At 45.5% G+C, this 21,634-nt stretch carries 24 protein-coding genes and 1 pseudogene; 18 read left to right on the top strand and 7 right to left on the bottom strand.

All coding sequences use genetic code 11. The features are described 5' to 3' along the window. Positions 1-158 precede the first annotated feature (158 nt). Positions 159-296 carry a hypothetical protein gene (locus ACM6JA_RS07530; RefSeq protein ID WP_414851812.1) on the bottom strand — a complete coding sequence of 46 codons (138 nt, stop codon included), beginning with the start codon at positions 294-296 and terminating at the stop codon, positions 159-161. Between the two features lie 952 nt (positions 297-1,248). On the opposite strand from ACM6JA_RS07530, the gene ACM6JA_RS07525 reads away from it, so the two are divergent. The 4 genes from ACM6JA_RS07525 (at position 1,249) to ACM6JA_RS07510 (ending at position 3,897) form a co-directional block, all read left to right on the top strand. Continuing rightward, positions 1,249-1,755 carry a TetR/AcrR family transcriptional regulator gene (locus ACM6JA_RS07525; protein WP_414851811.1) on the top strand — a complete coding sequence of 169 codons (507 nt, stop codon included), beginning with the start codon at positions 1,249-1,251 and terminating at the stop codon, positions 1,753-1,755. Positions 1,756-1,866: 111 nt separating this feature from the next. Then, complete coding sequence (locus ACM6JA_RS07520) at positions 1,867-2,832, top strand: SDR family NAD(P)-dependent oxidoreductase (protein ID WP_414851810.1); 966 nt, start codon at positions 1,867-1,869, stop codon at positions 2,830-2,832. A 173-nt stretch (positions 2,833-3,005) separates the two neighbouring features. Beyond that, positions 3,006-3,350, top strand: a complete 345-nt coding sequence (locus ACM6JA_RS07515; RefSeq protein ID WP_414852231.1) for an ArsR/SmtB family transcription factor — start codon at positions 3,006-3,008, stop codon at positions 3,348-3,350. Positions 3,351-3,381: 31 nt separating this feature from the next. Continuing rightward, complete coding sequence (locus tag ACM6JA_RS07510; protein ID WP_414851809.1) at positions 3,382-3,897, top strand: SRPBCC domain-containing protein; 516 nt, start codon at positions 3,382-3,384, stop codon at positions 3,895-3,897. Between the two features lie 63 nt (positions 3,898-3,960). On the opposite strand, the gene ACM6JA_RS07505 is transcribed toward ACM6JA_RS07510, so the two are convergent. Both ACM6JA_RS07505 and ACM6JA_RS07500 read right to left on the bottom strand, forming a co-directional pair. After that, on the bottom strand, positions 3,961-4,599 hold the full coding sequence (locus tag ACM6JA_RS07505; protein ID WP_414851808.1) for a FusB/FusC family EF-G-binding protein: 639 nt from the start codon (positions 4,597-4,599) through the stop codon (positions 3,961-3,963). A gap of 157 nt (positions 4,600-4,756) precedes the next feature. Further along, a complete protein-coding gene (locus ACM6JA_RS07500) occupies positions 4,757-5,020 on the bottom strand; it encodes a CD3324 family protein (RefSeq protein ID WP_007718970.1) in 264 nt (87 codons plus the stop codon). 357 nt (positions 5,021-5,377) lie between these two features. On the opposite strand from ACM6JA_RS07500, the pseudogene ACM6JA_RS07495 reads away from it, so the two are divergent. From ACM6JA_RS07495 to ACM6JA_RS07485, 3 genes and pseudogenes are all read left to right on the top strand, one after another. Further along, positions 5,378-5,770, top strand: a pseudogene (locus ACM6JA_RS07495) (lipoprotein BA_5634 family protein); the annotation flags it as partial. 472 nt (positions 5,771-6,242) lie between these two features. Continuing rightward, the gene (locus ACM6JA_RS07490; protein ID WP_414851807.1) at positions 6,243-7,133 is read left to right on the top strand and encodes a GNAT family N-acetyltransferase; all 891 of its coding nucleotides are present in this window, start codon (positions 6,243-6,245) and stop codon (positions 7,131-7,133) included. 85 nt (positions 7,134-7,218) lie between these two features. Next, on the top strand, positions 7,219-7,908 hold the full coding sequence (locus ACM6JA_RS07485; RefSeq protein WP_414852230.1) for an SOS response-associated peptidase: 690 nt from the start codon (positions 7,219-7,221) through the stop codon (positions 7,906-7,908). On the opposite strand, the gene ACM6JA_RS07480 is transcribed toward ACM6JA_RS07485, so the two are convergent. Then, entirely contained in the window at positions 7,905-8,480 is a 576-nt protein-coding gene (locus ACM6JA_RS07480; RefSeq protein ID WP_414851806.1) for a DUF4269 domain-containing protein, read from the bottom strand. The genes ACM6JA_RS07485 and ACM6JA_RS07480 overlap by 4 nt on opposite strands. A 108-nt stretch (positions 8,481-8,588) precedes the next feature. On the opposite strand from ACM6JA_RS07480, the gene ACM6JA_RS07475 reads away from it, so the two are divergent. Beyond that, on the top strand, positions 8,589-9,074 hold the full coding sequence (locus ACM6JA_RS07475) for a DUF456 domain-containing protein (RefSeq protein ID WP_007718943.1): 486 nt from the start codon (positions 8,589-8,591) through the stop codon (positions 9,072-9,074). Positions 9,075-9,124: 50 nt separating this feature from the next. Here the strand turns inward: ACM6JA_RS07475 and lexA are convergent, their stop codons facing one another. Next, positions 9,125-9,748, bottom strand: a complete 624-nt coding sequence (lexA, locus tag ACM6JA_RS07470; protein ID WP_007718939.1) for a transcriptional repressor LexA — start codon at positions 9,746-9,748, stop codon at positions 9,125-9,127. Between the two features lie 162 nt (positions 9,749-9,910). On the opposite strand from lexA, the gene ACM6JA_RS07465 reads away from it, so the two are divergent. The 4 genes from ACM6JA_RS07465 (at position 9,911) to ACM6JA_RS07450 (ending at position 13,273) form a co-directional block, all read left to right on the top strand. Beyond that, the gene (locus tag ACM6JA_RS07465; protein ID WP_414851805.1) at positions 9,911-10,249 is read left to right on the top strand and encodes a LysM peptidoglycan-binding domain-containing protein; all 339 of its coding nucleotides are present in this window, start codon (positions 9,911-9,913) and stop codon (positions 10,247-10,249) included. A gap of 76 nt (positions 10,250-10,325) precedes the next feature. Continuing rightward, positions 10,326-10,523, top strand: a complete 198-nt coding sequence (locus tag ACM6JA_RS07460) for a DUF896 domain-containing protein (RefSeq protein ID WP_007718933.1) — start codon at positions 10,326-10,328, stop codon at positions 10,521-10,523. A gap of 96 nt (positions 10,524-10,619) precedes the next feature. Then, positions 10,620-10,985, top strand: a complete 366-nt coding sequence (gene crcB, locus ACM6JA_RS07455; protein ID WP_414851804.1) for a fluoride efflux transporter CrcB — start codon at positions 10,620-10,622, stop codon at positions 10,983-10,985. 38 nt (positions 10,986-11,023) lie between these two features. Next, the gene (locus ACM6JA_RS07450) at positions 11,024-13,273 is read left to right on the top strand and encodes a HelD family protein (RefSeq protein ID WP_414851803.1); all 2,250 of its coding nucleotides are present in this window, start codon (positions 11,024-11,026) and stop codon (positions 13,271-13,273) included. A gap of 63 nt (positions 13,274-13,336) precedes the next feature. Here the strand turns inward: ACM6JA_RS07450 and ACM6JA_RS07445 are convergent, their stop codons facing one another. Beyond that, on the bottom strand, positions 13,337-13,639 hold the full coding sequence (locus ACM6JA_RS07445) for a HesB/IscA family protein (RefSeq protein WP_414851802.1): 303 nt from the start codon (positions 13,637-13,639) through the stop codon (positions 13,337-13,339). A 124-nt stretch (positions 13,640-13,763) separates the two neighbouring features. Between ACM6JA_RS07445 and ltaE the strand changes: the two genes are divergently transcribed. The 3 genes from ltaE (at position 13,764) to ACM6JA_RS07430 (ending at position 17,004) form a co-directional block, all read left to right on the top strand. Next, a complete protein-coding gene (ltaE, locus tag ACM6JA_RS07440; protein ID WP_414851801.1) occupies positions 13,764-14,789 on the top strand; it encodes a low-specificity L-threonine aldolase in 1,026 nt (341 codons plus the stop codon). Positions 14,790-15,020: 231 nt separating this feature from the next. Further along, entirely contained in the window at positions 15,021-16,664 is a 1,644-nt protein-coding gene (locus ACM6JA_RS07435; RefSeq protein WP_414851800.1) for an ABC transporter substrate-binding protein, read from the top strand. Positions 16,665-16,806: 142 nt separating this feature from the next. Further along, positions 16,807-17,004 (top strand): hypothetical protein, encoded by a 198-nt coding sequence (locus ACM6JA_RS07430; protein WP_015891590.1) that lies wholly within the window; start codon positions 16,807-16,809, stop codon positions 17,002-17,004. 3 nt (positions 17,005-17,007) lie between these two features. Here the strand turns inward: ACM6JA_RS07430 and ACM6JA_RS07425 are convergent, their stop codons facing one another. Continuing rightward, a complete protein-coding gene (locus ACM6JA_RS07425; RefSeq protein ID WP_007718904.1) occupies positions 17,008-17,742 on the bottom strand; it encodes an alpha/beta hydrolase in 735 nt (244 codons plus the stop codon). Between the two features lie 328 nt (positions 17,743-18,070). Between ACM6JA_RS07425 and pdhA the strand changes: the two genes are divergently transcribed. The 3 genes from pdhA to ACM6JA_RS07410 all read left to right on the top strand — a co-directional run bounded on the left by pdhA (position 18,071) and on the right by ACM6JA_RS07410 (position 21,633). Next, complete coding sequence (pdhA, locus tag ACM6JA_RS07420; protein WP_007718903.1) at positions 18,071-19,156, top strand: pyruvate dehydrogenase (acetyl-transferring) E1 component subunit alpha; 1,086 nt, start codon at positions 18,071-18,073, stop codon at positions 19,154-19,156. Between the two features lie 3 nt (positions 19,157-19,159). Beyond that, positions 19,160-20,140 (top strand): alpha-ketoacid dehydrogenase subunit beta, encoded by a 981-nt coding sequence (locus ACM6JA_RS07415; RefSeq protein WP_414851799.1) that lies wholly within the window; start codon positions 19,160-19,162, stop codon positions 20,138-20,140. Positions 20,141-20,241: 101 nt separating this feature from the next. Continuing rightward, positions 20,242-21,633 carry a dihydrolipoamide acetyltransferase family protein gene (locus ACM6JA_RS07410; protein ID WP_414851798.1) on the top strand — a complete coding sequence of 464 codons (1,392 nt, stop codon included), beginning with the start codon at positions 20,242-20,244 and terminating at the stop codon, positions 21,631-21,633. Position 21,634: the final 1 nt, after the last annotated feature.

Below are 21,634 nucleotides of genomic sequence, written 5' to 3'. Positions count from 1 at the left end.
CTTCCTTTTACCTTTACTATTTCATATCAATCATAAACTTCTTTATATCCCTTAGCACCTTTGTCGCCAACAATCACTTGTAATTTGTTTTGGTAGATGTCGTTTATGGAGTAATTGTCGTTGTGGAACTTGGACAATTGTTTCTTTCCGAGTTCATCTCAGTCTTTATTGGATGTGTTGGTGTTAAGCGCTATAAGTCGGCCATCCGCAATACCCGTCAGCTTCACATGGTACACGTTGTTCTTTTGCGCTGCTAACAGCAGGAAATGAAAGCGATAGAAGTAATGCAGCAGCAATACCAAACAGAGCAAATTTTTTCATAAATCTTCCCCCTTATAAGTAGGAACGAAATTAGGATGATAGGCAGACGGAAAAAGACCATCCCTCTGCCACGCAAATAGCTGTTAGGACGGCCTTTTTAAGTACTATCTGACATTAAGCGGGACACATGCAATGTTTTCCTGCTGGTATGCACTCCCGAGGACATGGGCGGATGGAGTTAGCACCAATTTTTTGAAGTAATTTCTTAAACATTGTTATTCACCTCCTGAATTGGAAGAATATAACTTACGATTCTATAATAACACATATACATTCCAGTCAACATATAAAATACCAAAAATTCGGAAAATAAAAATCTGCTAATGATGTCAGCGACCAAATACAGTATTCCCTCCGAAGATCGAGATAGAAATTGAAGTAAGAAAGTAACTAAAAGAAACAAGCTGATGTCGATCGAGTTTCGACGTCAGCTTGTTGTTTGGACAGCGTTATCCCACTTGTTTTGTTTAGCCAATATATCTGATCAGGTTCCTAGTTCCTGTACTATCCACTATCACCCATCCGGCTGGAATAGGGGAGCCTAGCATTACCCAAATTTGCTCACCAAATGCAGCATTTTTGATTTTAGTAGTTCCGTGCTTAGTCTTAGTTGATTTTGAAGAAGTTTCTTTCCCTTTCCAGTCATTCTGGGTAGTGCTTGCTGCGAAGGTGAGCGGTTTCTCCTGTAAAGCGAGTGTTGCTCATTGGGCGGTTGTGGCTAAACTTGGTACCGTGACAACAGAGCTTACTGCTAGAATCATCGTGGCTTTTTTAATCATTTGCAACAACTTTTCTTGAAAATGATAGTCAATCGCGAAGTTTGTGGCAAGTCTGTATGGGAGTGATACACGTCATTTGAAACCGATCACAAACTGACGTATAATCAGGTATTATTGATTAATCACTAAAAAGGAGGCGGTTTTTGCAATGACGTCGGTCAATCGTAAAACGGAAATCATTTCTGCTGCCATTGAAGTCTTTGCTGAAATCGGATATTTCCGGGCAACGACAGCGCAAGTAGCAGAGCGTGCAAAGATTTCTCAGCCATATATTTTCAAGTTTTTTGCATCAAAGGAAGCTTTGTTACAGGCAGCCTTGGAGGCGTCGTGGGAGCGGATCATTGACTCTTTCCGTCTCGTTGTGGAGTCCGCATCCAAAGAGCAATTGGAAACAGATTTAATCAAGGCATATGAAAAGATTTTGGCTTCCCATCAAAATGAGATACTTCTTCAAATGCAGTCCCAGACGATTCAAGAGCCTTCGATTCGAGAGGCAATGCGCGAAGGATTTCGGGAGGTTCGTCAGATCGTCCTAACAGCTTTTCGTGAAGCGGGTATCGCGAGTCCGGAAGAGAGAACACTTATTTTCCTGGCAAGAGGAATGCTGTGTAATATTTCAGCAGCTTTGGACATGCCAGAAATAATGGAGGTGTAGCGGAGAAAAAATTGCGACAATTAGTTATTGACTAATCACTAACTAAAACGTTATAGTTCAAATCAGTTAGTGATTAATCAATCACAAATAAAACGAGTGGAGATGATCCGAATGAAAAAAGCGATTGTCGTCGGGGTAACAGGCGGAACGGGAGCGGCTATTCTGAAGGAGCTCATCAATCGAGGGGTTGAAACGATTGCTTTTGGACGTTCTCGACAAAAGCTAGAGCAAATGGCGTCAGAGCTAGGGAGTCCAGCACATTTGTCACTGGCTGTCGGGGATGCATTCCAGTCTCAAGACATCGTAACAGCCTCGGAAGGAGCGGATGTACTATTCCATTGTGCAAACGTCCCTTATCACGAGATGGTAAATAAGCTGATCCCACTTGGCGAAGCCGTCATGGAAGCCGCCAACAAGAGAGGTTTGAAGGTTGTTGCGGTGGACGGCATTTATCCATACGGGAGAAAGCAGATGGAACCAGTAACGGAGGAGCATCCAAAGCAACCGCATACGAAGAAAGGGAAAATCAGGTTGGCATTTGAACAGATGCTGTTTAGCAGTCGCTGGGATCATGCGCGAACGATGATCGTCAGATTACCGGATTATTACGGACCTACTGCTAATCAAGCATCGTATTTGGGTTCAACACTTGAGGCAATTGCGGCTGGAAAACCCGGGTTTTTCATTGGGAATATGCATGTTCCTCGCGAGTTTGTTTATTTGCCGGATGCGGCGAAGATGATTGTAGAGTTGGCCAGTCGTGAGTTTGCTTATGGACAAAACTGGCACATTCCAGGTGAAGGCACCATTTCCGGTCGAGACATCGTTCGAATCGCTCAAAAAGCAAGTGGTACCGTGAAACCTGTCATTCCTCTTGGGAAAATGGGTTTGTCTTTGCTGGGTATGTTCGTCCCAGTGATGAAGGAGGTTGTCGAGATGCTGTACTTAACCGAAAAACCGTTGATCCTTAGCGGAGAAAAATATAAACGGCATATTGGACCGATCCCAGCGACGAAGTTCGAGGAGGGTATAACGGCAACGATCCAGCATTTGCAGAATCGTACTTCCATGAAATAAATGATAGTTGTTAGTTATTGATTAATCACTAACAAGTGGACTTCCACAATTCTTTTAAATATTCCTTTACAGGAATATTCCCCTTAGTGTATATTTTACCTAACAAGATCATCACAATAACGCTGAAGGGGATGAGATGAACGTAGAATCCATCATGTAACGAGGTGAGTGGCATGTCGGGGATGAATCCGGGCATGGACATGGCGACGCTGAGTGCTTTGGCTGAACCGAATCGTATGAAAATCGTCGAACTTTTGCGCGATGGTCCTCTAACTGTAGGGGAAATCGCCGAACAACTGGGGCTTCGCCAGCCCCAAGCCTCGAAGCATTTGAAGGTGCTTAGTGACAGCGGGATCGTAGATGTGAAGGCCGAAGCCAATCGCCGATTTTACAAACTCAGGCCCGAGCCCTTCCGAGCGCTGGATTCTTGGGTGAGGTCATTCCAGCGTGTTATGGAAGAAAGATTCGATAATCTGGAAGACTATTTGCGGGAACTGCAAAACAAGGAAAATACTTGAGATCCATTCAAATGAATGAGGAGGAATTGATATGTCAAGAAACACTATGGTATCAAGGGTAGAGAACGAGCGGGTGCTGGTACTGGAGCGTGTATTCGACGCGCCCAGAGATCTCGTGTTCAAGATGTTTAAGGAGCCTGAGCATCTCAAGCGTTGGTGGGGACCGAAAGGCTGGGAACTCCCGGTTTGTTATGTCGATTTCCGACCAGGCGGTGTTTGGCACTATTGCATGAAATGCGTCGATAAGAATCAAGGTGATTTTTACGGCATGGAATCTTGGGGCAAAGGCGTTTATAAGGAAATTGTTGAACCAGAGAAAATCATCTATACCGATTACTTTTCAGATGCAGAAGGCAACACAAATGATACCATGCCTTCGACAGAAGTTATGATGGAATTCATCGATATGGGTGGTAAGACGAGGCTGGTCAGCCGTTCTGAATATGTATCTGCGGAAGCTCTCAAAACTGTCATGGACATGGGTATGCTAGAGGGTATCACCCAAACGTGGGATCGTTTGGAAGAGAGTCTGACCGAGATCAAGTAAGGGACATATAGGAAAGGCCGCCTGGCATGAAGACCCGGCGGCTTTTTCAATTTCGTTGCAGAGTTATTTCACCATCAGTGCAATAAACTCGTTCAGCTTATCTAGCGAAATGATATTTTGATTGCACGTCGCACTGTCTTGGCAAATGTAGTTTCCTTTTTTCAAATATGTTCCATCCCCAGAGCTCTTTGCTTCAAGGACGAACATGCCGATTTCTTCAAAGCGATTACAGAGCGCACAAAGGCCTTTTTTATTTACATTGGTAAACTGCCCATGAATGCCAATCAGTTTTCCTTCGTGGTAAGCGACAATATACTTCTTTTCCGTCGCAGTGTCTAGCCAGCCCACATAAGAGATTTCTGAAAAATCGATCTCAGCTAAATTCGAGATTTTAAGCTTCTTTACTTTTGGAAAGAGCTTCTTAATAGAAGACTCTGTGAGAGCAGGGAATGGAATCACAAACGGTGAAAGCTGGTGCAAAAACTGTTTTCCTTCTGCTTTTTCTTTAATCGAGTCAATCGGATACAAAATCTCTTTTTGTTCTTCTGTCATGTTCGGGAACAACTGAAAGATTTCTTCATGGGCGATTTCTTTTCGAGCACGAATCACATTGACATCTGTACTGGTCGCATAGGCGTTCATGATTGCTTGAACGCGTGATTGAATGAAGTGATACTGATGTGTATGGATAAAAGGTTCCATCTTGCGGTTCCTCCTGTTTCTGTCTTGTAAGGTGGGTTCCTCTTTACTTTAGTGTGTTTGCAAGAGAGGAGAAAGGGAGAAGACTTTTCACAAAAAAACTCGCCATAAAAAAGCACTGACAACCTGTATGAAAAGGTCGCCAGTGCTTTATAAACGCCTATTTGGTGTACACGATTTTTTTTATCGTCTCTGTAGACAAAAAGTATTCCTCCGCTAACTGAGAAATAGCCGTTCCGGCCCGAAAGCTGCTTTTAATAGCCGTATTCCGCTCATCGAGGAGTTTTCTCCCGCCAGTGCGCGTCCCCCATTTTTGATGGGTTACTTTTGTCTTCGGAATGTAAATGGTTTCTCCTTGCACGTACTTTTGAATTTCTGCGAGTAACGATTCAGGAAGGATTAAATTTGCTTTCACACATTTCATTTCTGCTCGCTCCTTATTTATAAATAGGCAAATAAGGGGCAAAGCCAAGAAATAGGAAATGAGATACGCAAATGAAGGCGATGATTCGATTAAACGAGAGACCACCTCATGCAAAGTATCGCCTCACTATTTCTAGGCTTTGCATGAGCCGTTGCGGTATGTGGCAAATTGAGAGCATTCGCCATTCGTACACCCCCCTCGAGGTCCATTTTAAAAACGGTGTCCCCTCTCCTTTTCGGAAAGGGAGTATTTGTAATTATATAAGAAAATGACTTTTTTGTATAACGTTACTTACAAAAATGTAAGTGGATATGTAAGGAAAGGCGATGGTAATCATCTCTATCGACTGCTGGAGAACAAAATGTGATGGTTATGAACAAACCGATGGCCCAATCGCTGCTGGAGAAGGAACTGCTGAGAAAAGTAGATGCGGGGAATAACACGACACCAATAGATACCTTGCCACAGATCACAAGCGACGCAGGTGTATACTTTGCTAAAAATGAAACGACCAATCTGACTGTTGGCCCAAACAAGCTCACGTATCAAGGCAATGTGATCATTGGCGACGGGCGGAGCTATGCTGATCTTTTCGTGATTGTGGATGATGCCACTTGGGAACAAGTAGAGGGAACCGCCAAAAAAGTCTCGGTATGGGGATATAACAAATATCCTAAGAATGAGATGGGTACTTTTAATGTGGAAACGGAACAGCTCGTTCACATGAAAGAAATGGACACAAAGAAATAGAAAGAAAGGTAGACTTATGGTCTACCTCGCGGCTGTATCGGGAGCATTGCAGGTGTATGGGTTCCATCGCGAAAAACCATGAAATGATAAAACATTTACAGTCCATGGAAACTCCTATATAGTTACAATAATGAACGTGAAAAGAGGTTTTGATTGTATATGATGAAACTCATAATCGCTAAGTAAAATTCGAATGAATTTTATATGGGAAAAGGTCAAATGAAGGGCATGCCCTTTGTTTATTTTTTATACCTTTTTTCAAAAGCGATTAGAAGGCATTATATCTCATCAAAACAAATTTCACGTTTGTGCATGATATCTATTTTGTTCGGGATAGGTATCTTCATCACAACGATAAATTTGACCATGAGAAGAGAATTCTTCTTGTGGTCTTTTTTATTGGAAAGAAGGGATTGCTGAAAAGGAATGAATGATGACAAACAGCACAAACAACAGAATGGGAGGTTTTTACATGGGTGAATATCGATTGATTAGCGACTACAAGCATATCGAAAAATACAAAGAGAGCTTTAATGACCTCGCCAAGCAGATCTTTCAGCTCGATTTTAAAGAATGGTATAACAAAGGCTATTGGAATGACAACTATGTCTGCTATTCCTATTTGGATGGGGATCAGGTTATTGCTAACGCTTCTACCAGTAAGATGATCGTGACATCTAATGGCAGAGACTATAAGGCACTTCAGATCGGAACGGTCATGACGCATCCTGCCTATCGCAACCAAGGATTGGCAGCGAAATTGATGAACCATATTCTTGAAACATGTGAGAAGGAATACGATTTTATTTATTTGTATGCCAATGATACCGTGCTCGATTTTTATCCGAAGTTCGGATTTGAGAGAGTACAGGAAAGTAGTTTTCGCTTATTGGCATCTGATTTGAAAAAGCAAGTAGGACAAAAATCAGTCTTGCGCAAGCTAGATGTTGATAATGAGGCTGATTTTATTGTCATGAAGGAATTTGCTTCCAAAAGAATCCCCGCTTCATCGAGACTAGGTATCAAGGATAGCGAGCATCTGTTGATGTTTTACTTGCTGCTCGTTTTTCGGGATGCGATCTATTATGTCGAAGAGGAGGATGTGATTGTCTTATTGGAACGAGAAGACGACCAACTGCATGTATTTGATCTTGTAAGTAAAAAACCAGTTGATCTAGAAGCGGTCATTTCTCATTTGGTAACGACTGAGACAACGATCATTCATTTTCACTTTATGCCGGATAGTGAGAATGAAAACATCCAATCTGCATGGATGACAACGACGGATGATGTCTTATTTGTTCGTCCCTCGTTAAAAATGGAGACAGAACATTTTCGTTTTCCCCTTACTTCACACGCATAAAAGGTTTGAAATGACACATCGTGTGAAACAGTAAAATAGAAGAAAAAAGCAGACGTCCAGTATGGAAGGATGTGAGGGGAAAAGCATGTGTGGCCGTTTTACTCTCGTAACGAACTTGGAAAAATGGAAGGCACGGTTCCAAATCGAAGTCATTCCATTTGATGCAAAGCCACGGTACAATATTGCACCGGGTCAGTTCATTCCAGCGATTATTGCTGATCGCGGCGAGCGACGTATGGGTCAGTTGAGATGGGGGTTAGTGCCGTCGTGGGCTGCCGATGAGAAGAGCAGCTACAAAATGATCAATGCGCGTTGTGAGACATTAAATGAAAAGCCCGCATTCAAACAGCTTTTCGCCCGAAAGCGATGCATTCTTCCTGCTGACAGCTTTTATGAGTGGATGAACGCCATCACAGGGAAGCAACCGATGCGGATCATGTTGAATACCGGGGAACCCTTTGCTTTTGCTGGCCTGTATGATACGTGGACGAATCAAGAGGGAGAAAAAGTACATACCTGCACGATTGTTACGACAAAGGCGAATGAGCTCATCGAGAATATACATGAGCGAATGCCTGTCATCTTAAAGAAAGATGACGAGGACTTATGGCTTGATCGGGAGAAGTATGATCGGTTGCAGCTCCAGTCGCTGTTTACCCCCTATGATTCCAGCGAGATGATGGTGTATCCGGTATCCATCAAAGTGGGAAGCCCCAAAAATGATGATCCTTCCTGTATTCAAGAAGTAGGGATCAGCTCATTGTTTGAGGATTAATCCTTTCGTAGGAGCTGAACTCTTTTTCGTAATTCCTGTTCGGTTAACGGCTCCAAATGCAACAAAGCCTCGTATGGATCATCACCCGGAATATGAAAGTATCGAGCAAATGCTGGCTCTGTTTTGATGCCACTTTGCTTCAGAGCTCTGATATGTTGGTACGCATCCAAGCCTCCTATGTCTAACAGTAGTGCTTCGATGTCCATATGACGATAGGCGTTTTGCTTTTCGACAGCTACCGGTTGAGCAAACACTTCAAACCAAAAGTCAGCTGTGAAAAACGAAATAACGCACGTGGGAGTACTTTTTACATCTAGGTGTGTCACTTCAAATCTGGGCAAGCAGCCAAATGCTGTACGAACAGCCTGCTCAAACTGTTCCAGATCATGACTCTCGCAAATAATGTCCAGATCGCTTTGCTTGACGTCAATGTTTAATGGGATGGTTCCGGCAAGCACTGGACGGTAATCGGATAGTACCTCCATGATGTGCGTCTGTTGAATCGCTTCCCACGCCGCTTTTTGGCGCATCGTTCCTCTGCCCAAGTAAGAGAGATCATGCCAATTTCTCAAGAGACTACCTCCATGTCTACTTTCTTTTAAAATAGTTTAGACAAAAGTGAATAAGTACGCAACGAAATCGGTAATCACTCGTATACCTAGATGAAGGGAGTGTAGTAGATGGAAATATTTTTGTGGGTAGTGGTTGTGTTATTGTTCTTGCTAAGCATCGCAGGAATTTTTTTACCCGTTTTACCTGATACGATATTACTGTGGGCGGGCTTTTTGCTCTATCACTTTTTCATTGCAGATCCGGGAGCGGGATTGCCCGCATCCTTTTGGTGGGGAATGGTCGTTCTAAGTATTCTGCTTTATGGTGCTGACTTGCTGACGAACATGTACTTCGTAAAAAGGTACGGAGGGTCCAAGTGGTCGTCCATTGCTGCTGCGGTCGGAATTATCCTCGGGATCTTCGTTTTCCCACCGTTTGGTATGTTGATCTTGCCGTTCGTATTCGTCGTCCTGGTAGAGTTGATGGTGCAGAAGCAGTCGATGGAGCGAGCAGTGAAAGCGGGCGTAGGCTCACTGATCGGATTTTTGGGCAGTGCGGTCGTAAAAGTCATATTGCAAGTTACAATGATCATCTGGTTTTTTGTCGCCAGATAACATACAGAAAACGAAAAGGACAGCCGAGGCTGTCCTTTTTTACGTGGAAACTAGTGAATGAGTCGATATACACCGATGACTTTACCGAGAATGGTGACATGCTCCAGAATGATCGGTTCCATCGTGGCATTTTCCGGTTGGAGACGGAAGTGGTTCTTTTCTTTGAAAAATCTTTTGACGGTCGCTTCGTCTTCTTCTGTCATGGCTACGACAATGTCACCATTGTTCGCTACGTGCTGTTGGCGAACAATTACGTAATCTCCGTCGAGAATCCCGGCATCAATCATACTGTTCCCGGAGACGCGCAGCATATAGACCTTGTCAGAAGTCACGATATTGTCTGGAAGCGGGAAGTATTCTTCCACATCCTCAATGGCAGTGATCGGTTGTCCAGCGGTTACTTTTCCGATTACTGGGACACGGACGACAGAGTCTTCGAAATTGTCTTGAAAACGATCTTCATCTGATAGCAATTCGATGGCGCGAGGTTTGGTAGGATCTCGACGAATGAGGCCTTTTTTCTCTAAGCGTGCCAAATGCCCATGTACCGTTGAGCTGGAAGCTAGTCCAACAGCCTCCCCAATTTCACGTACAGAAGGAGGATATCCTTTATCACGAACTTCCTTTCGTATGAACTCGATGATGGCTTGTTGTCTACTCGATAATTTTGACATAGAAAGACACCCCTGATTTCTCGAACATATTTTCCTATATTATACCATGGGAGCTTGCGTTCGACAAACATAAGTTCGATTCTTTGTTGACATGAACATATGTTCTCATTTATCATGAGGTTACAAGTGATTAGAACGTATGTTTGCGAGGAGGCCATTATTATGAATTCATCGACAGAACGAAATCGTTTCGAGAAAAAAGAAGAACGTCGTGTTCGTTTTGGTATCACGAGAGGACAAGCTCTCTTGTTTCTTATTACATTTACTCTCTTTTTTTACTTATTGACCGAACTAGTGTTTGCTTCTTCACCAATGGAGGAGCCACAAGGTATAGAAGTAACCGTACAATCTGGAGATAGCCTATGGTCGTTAGCTGTTCAATACAATGCAGATCAGCATATGGATGTTCGCGACTATATAATAGAAATTAAGGATGCGAACGGTTTAGAGAGCAACAGGATTTACCCAGGTCAGACTCTCATCCTTCCTGATACTCCGTAAGTGTTCGGCTGTCTTGCGGGATCATTCGAATGTGGTATAATGAAGCGGCACTACTACAGAGTGGGAGGAACCAGCAGTGGTATCTGACGCAGAAATTAAACGCATTAACGAATTGGTCAAAAAATCTCGCGAAGAAGGTTTGACCGAAGAGGAAAAGCTCGAACAAAAAGCATTGCGCCAAAAGTACATTGACGCCGTTAAGCTTTCATTGAGAGCAAATTTGGATTCCATCCGTTATGTGGAAGACCTTGAAGAAAATAAGCCAAAACAGTAAGATAACAATTACTGATACGACAGACATCCTCGCTTGACGCTAGGGTGTCTTTTTCTGTGACATACATAACGCTTTGATAGTCAGGGAGGGAGAGCGATGGCGTGGATAGCTGTGGCAGTTGGAGGAGCAGTTGGCTCACTTTTGCGCTACCTATTGTCTTTGCTTGCGAATCAGCCGGGATGGCCGTGGGGAACTTGGATCGCCAATGTTTGTGGATCTTTGATCATCGGCATCTTGTTCGTGCTGGGGAAAGAACGTGGCATTTTATCTCCGACAATCTATCTATTATTTGCAACGGGGGTCATGGGAGGATTTACGACGTTCTCTAGCTTCTCCTTGGAAGTGGTCTCTTTTTGGGGAGAAGGTCACCTGTTGCGTGGCACTTTGTACGCTCTTCTCAGTTTGGGAGTCGGACTACTTTCTTGTGCGGCTGGAATATGGTTGGCTAGGCAATGGTCCTAATACGTCCAATGACACGATACATGTGAGGGGGAATGAATGTGAGTACACAGCATCGTGATTATGAATGGGAACAAAAAAAGCTGGATGAAACAATTTCAGCGATCGACGAAGAAATGGAGCAGCTTCGCAATGATATTCGCGAGGCAACAGATGACTATGTGAAACAGGTCGTTAACTATAATAAGGCTAAGGATTTGCGCTACCTCGAAGATCAGGGGCGAGAGAAGCCTTATTTCGGCAGAGTGGATTTTTTGAAAGATGAAATCTACGAGCTGGATCAGGTATACATAGGAAAACGAGGAATTGTACGCAGCGATACGTTTGATTCTGTCGTCGTGGATTGGCGTGCGCCTATCGCCAGTCTTTATTATTCCGGTGAGAGCAAAGACGCGTTTTACCGGATGGGACGCGAGATTGTGCGTGGTGAAGTTCGATTGAAGCGTAATTTTGCGATCGAAGACGGAAAGATCGTCGGCATCTATGATGGAGCGGTAAAAGAAACGATTAACCGCGAAATGGGGCATCCCGACGAGTTTTTGCAAGAGGGCTTCATCGATGAATTTTTGGCAGCCAATCTGAATCAGGCAAACGATAGCAGGCTAAAAGACATCGTCGCTACCATTCAATCCGAGCAAAATGATATTATCCGGGCGGAAAAAGAACGGCCCATTGTTGTGCAAGGAGTAGCAGGGAGCGGAAAAACGACCATCGCGCTGCACCGACTATCCTATTTGATTTATAACTACCAGGATTCCATGATGTCCAAAAAGTTCATGGTGTTTGCACCGAACCGGATGTTTCTTACCTATATATCCGAGGTTTTACCTGAGCTCGGCGTCGATGACGTTCAACAGTCTACCTTTGTAGATTGGGCAGCGCGTCTTGTGAAGCCACTGCTGCCAAAAGGATGGAAAATCGTGAGCCCTGATAAGCCTCTTCAATTGTTCTTTGAAGAGGGGCAGGATGAGCGCCAGCAAGAAATGACGCGAAACAGGCTTCGCTTCAAAGGATCGCTCGCTTGTCGAGAGGCGCTGGAGCAATACATTCGTCATATCGTCGAAACAAGAATTCCTTTTAAGAAGCTCAGCTTTTTATACAACAAAACGAAGCAAGTCTTTTCAATTCCGGGTGATTTTATTCGCCAATGCTTCCTGGAGCAATTCGCGAATATGCCGTATCATCGCAGGGTAGAAGCGCTTCGCAAGCATTTGAAACAAGAAATGAACAAGCAATTATTTGCCCATTTGCGAGAGCGAAAAGTCGATTTGGACAAAGAAAGCTTGTACAAATTCGAGAAAATGCTGGAGCAAATACTGGATACATACCTGACTTCGTTTCCAAGACTGGAAATCTTCGCAGCTTATCGCGAGCTGATTGCTGACGAGGAATTGCTGCGCAAGCTCGTACCTGCTGACATTTCAGACGAAGTTGTGCGTGATGTGACGCAGTCAAGTGCTGCGCTGTTTGCAGAGGAGAGATTGGAGCCGGAAGATATCGCGCCATTGCTATATTTGCAGCACATTGTTGAAGGAATGAATAAGGCAGAGCATTTTGATCATACGGTCGTGGATGAAGCACAAGACTTGAGTGCGCTGGAAATAGCCGTCATTGCATTGGCAACCAAGCGAAACTCGCTAACGATCGTGGGAGATATTGCGCAAGGAATTCATAGCTACCGGGGGATTCATGCGTGGGAAGAGTTGACGAAGGGGATTTTTTTCCAGCTGTTTCCTTCCTATTATACGTTGTCACAAAGCTATCGTTCGACAGTTGAGATCATGCGCTGTGCCAATGAGGTGTTGCGGCAAATTGAATTGCCCGAGACGGTATTGGCAAAACCGGTTTTGCGACATGGTGAAAAACCAATCATGGTCAAGGCTCGTTCACGAGCGCAACTGTGGGAGGACATCTCTTCGCGTGTGGCTGCCTACCAGTCGGAAGGCTTCAAAACGATAGCGATTGTAGCGAAAACCATTCAAGCGAGTAAAAAAGCACATAAAGGCTTGCAAGACAAAATAGCTGATCTGACCCTGTTAGGCAGCAAGGATAATCAATTTCCGGGTGGCGTAACCGTCATGCCTGCTTTTTTAACGAAAGGCTTGCAGTTCGATGTGGTCATTTTACTGGATGTGGACGCCTATCAAAATAATGAATGGGACGCAAAACTATTGTATGTCGCGATGACGCGACCGGTCCATCGCCTTGTTATGACGCAGGTTGATGACGTTTCTTCACCGTTGCTGAAAGATTTATCGACAGAGCTGTACACCATGGCTACTGACAAATAAGAATCTACGTAGCAAAGAAAACCCTCTGCCTGTAAAAAAGCAGAGGGTTTATCTGTATCATGCTTAGTGGTCGCCTGTGTTACCTTTAGAAGGGTTGGTAATGACAAAACCTTCTTGCGGCAAGAAGAGGTAATCAATGACGATGCCATCCAGCAATGGCTCATCCTTTTTCACGATCACATCGATCTCTTTGTCGGTCGAGATCACAACATCTTCTTCTGTTGGCTTGTCCAGAGCGAGTCCGTAGTGTGCATGATCACCGTGAGCGTGAGTAATATAAACGCGCAGTTTCAATTCTTTGTCTTCTTCTTGCTCGATGATTGGAGCCAGTTGCTTGGCAGCGTTACGAGTGATTTTTAGTTTCACAGGTCAAATCCCCTAACTGTATGTAAGTTACCCCTCCATCTTAGCAAGAGGGAAATCAGGATGCAATGTTGAAAGTGTTACGATATGTCTAGAGAATGACAACAGGATGGAAGGAGAGTCATCTATGAAAATCGATTTGCGCAGCGATACCGTTACGAAACCAACCGAGGAGATGCTTCGAGCAATGGCGGAAGCGGAGGTTGGTGATGATGTTTATAGAGAGGACCCAACTGTCAATCGTTTGGAAGCGATCGCGGCTGAAATACTCGGAAAGGAAGCTGCCCTGTTCGTAACAAGTGGCACGCAAGGCAATCAGGTCGCTGTTTTGACGCATTGTGTCAACGGAGACGAGGTCATTGCGGAAGCGGATTCGCACATTTTTTACTATGAAGGCGGCGCTATGTCAGCATTGGCTGGTGTGCAAACACGAACGCTGGTTGGAGAACGTGGAGCTTTGCGTGCAGAAGATGTAGAGAGAGCGATTCGGGGCAACAATATCCATTTTCCTCGCACAAAATTGATCTGTCTCGAAAATACACATAATCGTGCTGGCGGTGCGGTAATCTCTGTCGCGCAAATGAAGAGTGTCTATGATACAGCACAAAAACACGGTATTCCCGTTCATTTGGACGGTGCTCGTCTCTTCAATGCGGCTGTGGCCCAAGGTGTTGCAGTCAGTGAGCTAAGCGCTTTTGCCGATACCGTTCAGATTTGCTTGTCCAAAGGGCTGAGTGCTCCAGTTGGTTCCATTTTGGCTGGAGATCGTGCGTTTATCGAAGAAGCGAGATGGTGGAGGAAAAAGTTGGGGGGTGGGCTGCGTCAGGCAGGGTATTTGGCAGCACCGGGCATCATCGCTCTGACACAGATGACCGAACGATTGGCAGAAGACCATGAACGGGCACAGCAATTGGCAAAAGGCTTGCGCCAGCTATCGCTTCAGGTCGAGCAAGTCGAGACGAATATCGTGATGGTGAATACAGAGCCGATTGGACAAACAGCTGTCGCCTTCTTGGAACGTTTGGAGGAAAAAGGAGTGCTCGCAGTTGATTTTGACGAGTATGTCATTCGCTTTACGACGCATCGACACATTACCGATCAACATATCGAGACCGTTGTGGAAGCAGTAGAGCAATTATTGGAAACGGTGTAATCGTTTCAATCGCTTGTAGCCAGTCCGAAGGGAAGACTGGCTTTTTTCTTTGGCCTGATAATTAATTCTAAATAATTAGACAATTTGTACAAAATATGAGTCTTTACGCGATCTGTTTTTCGCCATACCGTCTGATTTGTTTCGTCTACACTTGCGCTATCATGGTAGTGTGATAAAGCGATAGTGCTTACTAGTGTATGGAATCGAATGGAATCAAGGGGGATGGACTCGATGAGAAAGAGGATGAGCTTCATTTTGAGCTGCTTCTTACTGCTTCAAGTTTTAGCGGGATGTAGTTCAAGTGAAACGGCGGTAACGAACAAACCGAATGATCAGGCATCTCAACCAACGCAGCCAACGGGAAAAGAGATGGTATTGAATTGGAACGCAGACGGTGGAGAGCCTCCAACAGCAGATCCCGGTCTTGCTTCCGATGGCACTTCCTTTGATGTCATTACTGCCTGTTTTGAAGGATTGACTCGCTATGGACCGGATGGGAAAATAGCCAACGCAATTGCCGACAGTTATACTGTATCCGAGGATTTGACGACGTACACGTTTACATTGAAAACGAATGCGAAATGGAGCAACGGAGATTCGGTAACCGCCCATGATTTTGAGTTCGCTTGGAAAAGAAATCTCGATCCGAAGACAGCATCCGAATATGCCTACATGCTTTATTTCATTAAAGGGGCTGAGGAATTCAACACAGGGAAAGGATCGCATGAAGGCGTAGGGGTCAAAGCGCTAGACGATTTTACACTAGAGATCAAGCTTAATTCGCCAGCTCCGTTTTTTTATGAGCTGACGGCTTTCCCGACATTGTTTCCTTTACATAAAAAGACCTTGGAGGCACATCCGGACTGGGCAGCGTCTCCAGACAACTACGTGGGCAACGGCCCATTCAAAATGGAGCTGTGGGAGCATAAAAACAAATTGGTTCTTGTGAAAAACGAGAAGTATCATGATAAAGATGCCGTGAAGCTCGACAAAATCGTTTGGAGCATGATTACCGATACTAATACCGCTCAAGCATTGTTTGATTCTGGTGATTTGGATTGGGGAGGGCATCCAAGCTACGTGTTGCCCGTCGATGTGATCCCCGCTTTGCAGGAAGAAGGAAAAATCGTAATGGCGCCGTATCCGAACACAGTTGCAGTCACTTTTAATACAACCAAGCCCCCTTTTACGAATAAAAAGATTCGTCAAGCCTTCTCGTATTCGATCCAACGGCAGCCTCTCGTAGACGGAATAGTACAGACAGGGGTGCCTGCGGCTTTTGCATGGGTTCCGCCCTCTATGCAGCTCAGCGGAAATGACTATTTTCAAGAGGATGTAGACAAAGCCAAACAGTTATTGGCTGAAGGGGTAAAGGAGCTGGGGCTTTCATCGATGCCTGAAGTGACATACACGTATGGCTCAGGTGACGATCGTCAGAAAAAGCTGGCTGAAGCTCTTCAGGATCAATGGAAAAGAAGCCTAGGTGTTGATGTAAAAATCAGTGGCTTGGAGGAAAAAGTATTTTTACAAAACAAGCGCGCCAAAAACTATCAGTTTGCTTACCGAAATTGGGGTGCTGATTTTAACGACCCCATCAATTTCCTGGAAATTTTCAAGGACAAAACAGTGGGGACGAACGACGCTGCTTGGGAAAACGACAGATACCGCGAGCTAATCGTCCAGAGTTACTTGGAAAAAGACCCGACGAAGCGTAATGCGATCATGCGTGAGGCAGAGACCATCTTAATGGAGGAAATGCCGATTGCTCCTGTGTATTATGGCGCAAGACCGTATATAAAAAATGACAAAGTCAAAGGATTTTTGATCAACCCGTTTGGTGGTAGAGATTTTAAATATACAACCATCGAACAATAAATAAAGACGTATAAAAGTCTTGCCGTGCCCGGAAAATTGGAGAGCGGCAAGGCTTTTTTTGTTCCATTCGGTTGACTCACTTGTGTGTAATTCAGACCTGCCGATGAAATACTATAGCTATCCAACATAGGGGAAAAGAGGGATGGATATGATCTCGGCTAAAGAGCGAGAACGCATTCTCAATCAAATGAAACGGGACGAGAGCAAGATTGTCAACATCGTCCTAAACGACGCCAATCAGGTTGCGGGCGAAATTGAAAAAGCCAACCACCAAGGTATTTTCCTGGTGGATGGCCGGTATTACGGGTACGAGGATATTAAAGAAATCAATGGCTCGTAATGGTTACAGACGTGGAGGTGGGAAGAAGTAGCGCAAGGCGTCAGGCAGCTCTTTTTGCCACAAACCCCAGACGTGATTTCCTGGTTTTTCTCGATAGGACAAGGTTGCTTGCTTGTCCTCAAGAATCTGTTTTGCCTCGCGATTCCATTGCACGAAATCGAAGGTACCCGCACTTGTTTCCACAGCTGTCTCATCGAGGCCGACAACCATCCAGATTCGCAGCCAGGATAGGCTGGACTGATTCAAAAGCGGGTCGAGTGTCGTTTGGAAAAACGCACCGGACAGCGCGAGTACTTGTGGAAAGAGGTCGGGGTGTTCCAAGGCGAGATGCAAAGAAACGGTTCCGCCCAAAGAATCTCCTGCCAGTATACGTGAACCAGGATCACGGCGCACAGGATAACGCTCCTCTATGTAAGGAATCAGCTCTTCGGTGAAAAAACGCTGATAGGCTGCGTTTCTCGACCCCGATGGAGAATACTCGCTCGTGCGCTTGTTGCGATCGACTGAGACACCGACGACGATGTAGGGTTCGATACCTTCTTCCAGAATCAATTGATTGGAGATGGTTGCGATTCGCCCCATCGTAAAAAAGTCGTTCCCATCCTGGCAATACACAACAGGGTAAGAAAGAAGCTCATTGTACCCCGGCGGTAGGTATACTTTGACCGAGCGGGGAGTGTCCACGTGGATGCTGGGCACTTCTTCTTTCATAATGGTTCGCTTTACATAATCAGACATCGATTCACACTCCCTGTTTGCTCAAATGAAAAACTAAGCCTTGAAAAAAACTGATACAGCTTATATAGTAAATGATAACAGAGAGGAAATAAACCCTGTAATATCAATACTGTAACACATTAAACAGGTATTTTGTCTGCAATATAACAGGGTGTTGCAAACGGCGCTGTAAGCCCTTTCTTGCACCATGCAACTTTCTTCTGGTTTTTAACAGGGTCACTTCCGCCGCGAATTGCATTCGTCACTCATCGAGCAGATGCTCAGATAGAGGCGACAAAGGGCAACTCGGGAAAAGGAAGTCCCTTATTCTAGTGACGAGGTGAATGTGATGAGCGTATCCACTGCTGTTGAACAAACAGAGAACAACGCCCCGCTGCAAATTCTTGCCCCGGATGGTACGGTTGTTCGTCCTGACTTGATGCCTAAGCTCTCCGATGATGAATTGCGTGAACTGATGCGTAAAATGGTATTTACCCGTGTATGGGACCAACGCGCAATCAGCTTGAACCGCCAAGGCCGTCTTGGTTTCTATGCGCCAGTAGCTGGTCAAGAAGCAAGCATGATCGGTTCCGAAGCTGCTCTTTCCAAAGAAGATTTTGTCCTGCCTAGCTACCGTGATATTCCACAAATGGTATGGCATGGTTACCCTATGCATAAAGCATTCCTGTACTCCCGCGGACACATCGAGGGTGGCAAAATTCCTGAAGGTGTAAACGTATTGATGCCACAAATCATCATCGCGGCTCAATGTACACAAGCAACAGGTGTTGCAATGGGTTACAAGCTGCGCGGTGAAAAGAATGTTGCGATCAACTACTTTGGTGACGGTGCGACCTCCCAAGGTGACTTCTACGAGGGTATGAACTTTGCAGGGGTATACAAGCTGCCTGTTATCTTCTTCTCCCAAAACAACGGTTATGCGATCTCTCTGCCGTTCGAAAAACAAACGGCTTCTGAAAATATCGCAGTCAAAGCAGTTGCGGCTGGTATTGCTAGCGAACGCGTTGACGGTATGGACATTCTCGCAGTTTACTACGCGGTTCAACAAGCAAAAGAGCGCGGCGTGAATGGCGAAGGTGCGACTCTGATCGAAGCAATGACGTACCGTTATGGTCCTCACACCATGGCTGGTGACGACCCAACTCGTTACCGTACAGGTGAAGAGCAAAGCGAGTGGGAACTGCGCGATCCACTGATCCGCTTCCGCAAGTTCCTCGAAGCAAAAGGCCTCTGGAGCGAAAAAGACGAAGAAGCTGTCATCGAAGAAGCGAAAGCAGCTGTTGCGGACGCAATCAAAAAAGCGGACGAAACACCTAAGATGAAAGTTAGCGAACTGATCGATGTAATGTTTGAGACACTGCCGCCTGCACTCGAAGAGCAAAAGGCAGAATTCCTGGCGAAGGAGTCGAAATAAGCCATGGCACAAATGACAATGGTTCAAGCCATTACGGATGCAATGCGCGTAGAGTTGAAGCGCGATAAAACCGTTCTTGTCTTCGGTGAAGACGTAGGTAACAACGGCGGGGTGTTCCGTGCAACAGAAGGTCTGCAAGCTGAGTTCGGTGAGCAGCGCGTATTCGATACGCCACTCGCTGAATCCGGAATCGGCGGTTTGGCTGTCGGTCTTTCCATCAACGGCTTCCGTCCAGTAGCAGAAATTCAGTTCTTCGGTTTCGTATTTGAAACGTTTGATGCTGTAGCATCCCAATCTTCCCGTATGCGCTACCGTTCCGGTGGTCGCTTCACGAGCCCAATTACATTCCGCTCCCCGTTTGGTGGCGGTGTAAAAACGCCTGAACTGCATGCGGACTCTTTGGAAGGTTTGATGCTGCAAACTCCGGGTCTGAAAGTGGTTATCCCTTCCAACCCATATGATGCAAAAGGACTGTTGATCTCCGCGATTCGCGACAACGATCCAGTTGTATTCCTGGAGCACATGAAGCTGTACCGTTCCTTCCGTCAAGAAGTTCCAGAAGGCGAGTACACGATTCCACTTGGCAAAGCAAACGTAGTAAAAGAAGGTAGCGATGTTACCATCATCACCTATGGTGCGATGGTGCATACCAGCCTGAAAGCAGCAGAAGAAATCGAGAAAGCGCGTGGAGCAAAAGTAGAAGTAATCGACCTGCGCACCATCAGCCCACTCGATATCGATACCATCGTAGCTTCTGTGAAGAAAACAAACCGTGCGATCGTTGTTCAAGAAGCACAAAAAACGTCTGGTGTTGCGGCAGAAATCATCACGCAAATCAACGAGCGTGCGATCCTGCACCTCGAAGCACCAGTACTGCGTATTACAGCACCAGATACCGTTTACCCGTTTGCTCAAGCAGAAGATGTATGGCTGCCTGACGTAAAACGCGTAGTAGATGGTCTGACACAAGTCCTCGATTTTTAATTGAGAAACAGACATAATGGCGGAAAAGTTGAAAGCTTTCCGCCTTCTTTTGGGAAATATAGGCTTACTACTATGGCGAAGTGTTATAAGGAGGAGATACTGTGAGTCGTTTTACATTCAGACTCCCGGAGCTCGGCGAGGGTATCCATGAAGGCGAAATCGTCAAATGGCACGTGCAGCCCGGAGATTCCGTAGAAGAAGACCAAGTCATCATGGAAGTACAAAATGACAAGGCGGTTGTAGAAGTACCGTCGCCTGTTAAAGGAAAAGTTATCGAACTGAAAGTAACCGAGGGTACGGTTTCCGTAGTCGGCGATCCACTGATCGAGTTTGACGTAGAAGGCGAAATTCCGAACCTGCCAGACCATGGCCATGGCGATTCCCACGCTGCTGAAGCGGCACCAGCGCCTGAAGCTGCAGAAAAAATGGAGCCAGGCTGCGACATCGGTTCCCAAGTGAGCGCAAATGCGAACCAAGCACTGGAAACGCCAATGGCACAAGCAACTGCAACAGCAGTAGCGGCACCAATTGACCGTAAACACGTGTTGGCAACGCCTTCCGTTCGCAAATACGCTCGTGAAAAAGGCGTTCAATTGGCTAATGTACTTGGTACAGGCAAATTGGGTCGCATCACACGCGAAGACGTAGATCGCTTCGTATCTGGTGGAGCAGCAACACCAACTGCACAAGCAGCGGTAGCTCCAGTAGCAACTGAAGCTCCTGCAGCAGCAGCTACAGGTGTAGCACAAGCAGCAGCGGCTCCAACTGTTCACCACGCACCTACAGCAGGCGAGCTGGAAGAGCGCGTTCCGCTGAAAGGTATGCGTAAAGCAATCGCGAAAGCAATGGTGAAATCTGCTTACACAGCACCACACGTTACCATCTTCGACGAAGTGGATGTTACAGCGCTTGTCGCAATGCGTAAAGATGCGAAGCCACTTGCTGAAGAGCGCGGTGTGAAGCTGACTTACCTGCCTATGATCGTGAAAGCAGTTGTAGCTGGTCTGAAGAAATTCCCAGAACTCAACGCTTCTATCGATGATGAAAAACAAGAAATCATCTTCAAAAAGTACTACAACATCGGTATCGCTACCTCGACAGAAGACGGTTTGCTCGTTCCAGTTGTAAAATCTGCTGACAGCAAATCCATCTTCCAAATCGCAGGCGAAATCGGCGAGCTGGCGAAGAAAGCACGCGACCGCAAAGCAACTGCAGATGAGTTGAAAGGTTCTACTTTCAGCATCACAAACATTGGTTCTGCTGGCGGTATGTTCTTCACGCCAATCATTAACCATCCAGAAGTAGCAATTCTGGGTGTTGGCCGCATTAGCGAAAAACCAGTTGTGAAAAACGGAGAAATCGTGGTAGGTCAAATGTTGCACTTGTCTTTGAGCTTTGACCACCGCTTGGTTGATGGCGAACCTGCACAGCGTTTCGTCAACTACGTGAAGCAGCTCTTGGAAAACCCAACGCTGCTCGTCATGGAGGGATAAG

This window comes from Brevibacillus sp. IT-7CA2, from assembly GCF_949767855.1.
In the GTDB taxonomy this organism is placed as follows: domain Bacteria; phylum Bacillota; class Bacilli; order Brevibacillales; family Brevibacillaceae; genus Brevibacillus.
Note: the sequence above shows the minus strand (reverse complement) of the source record. Positions and strands in the feature narration are given on the sequence as shown.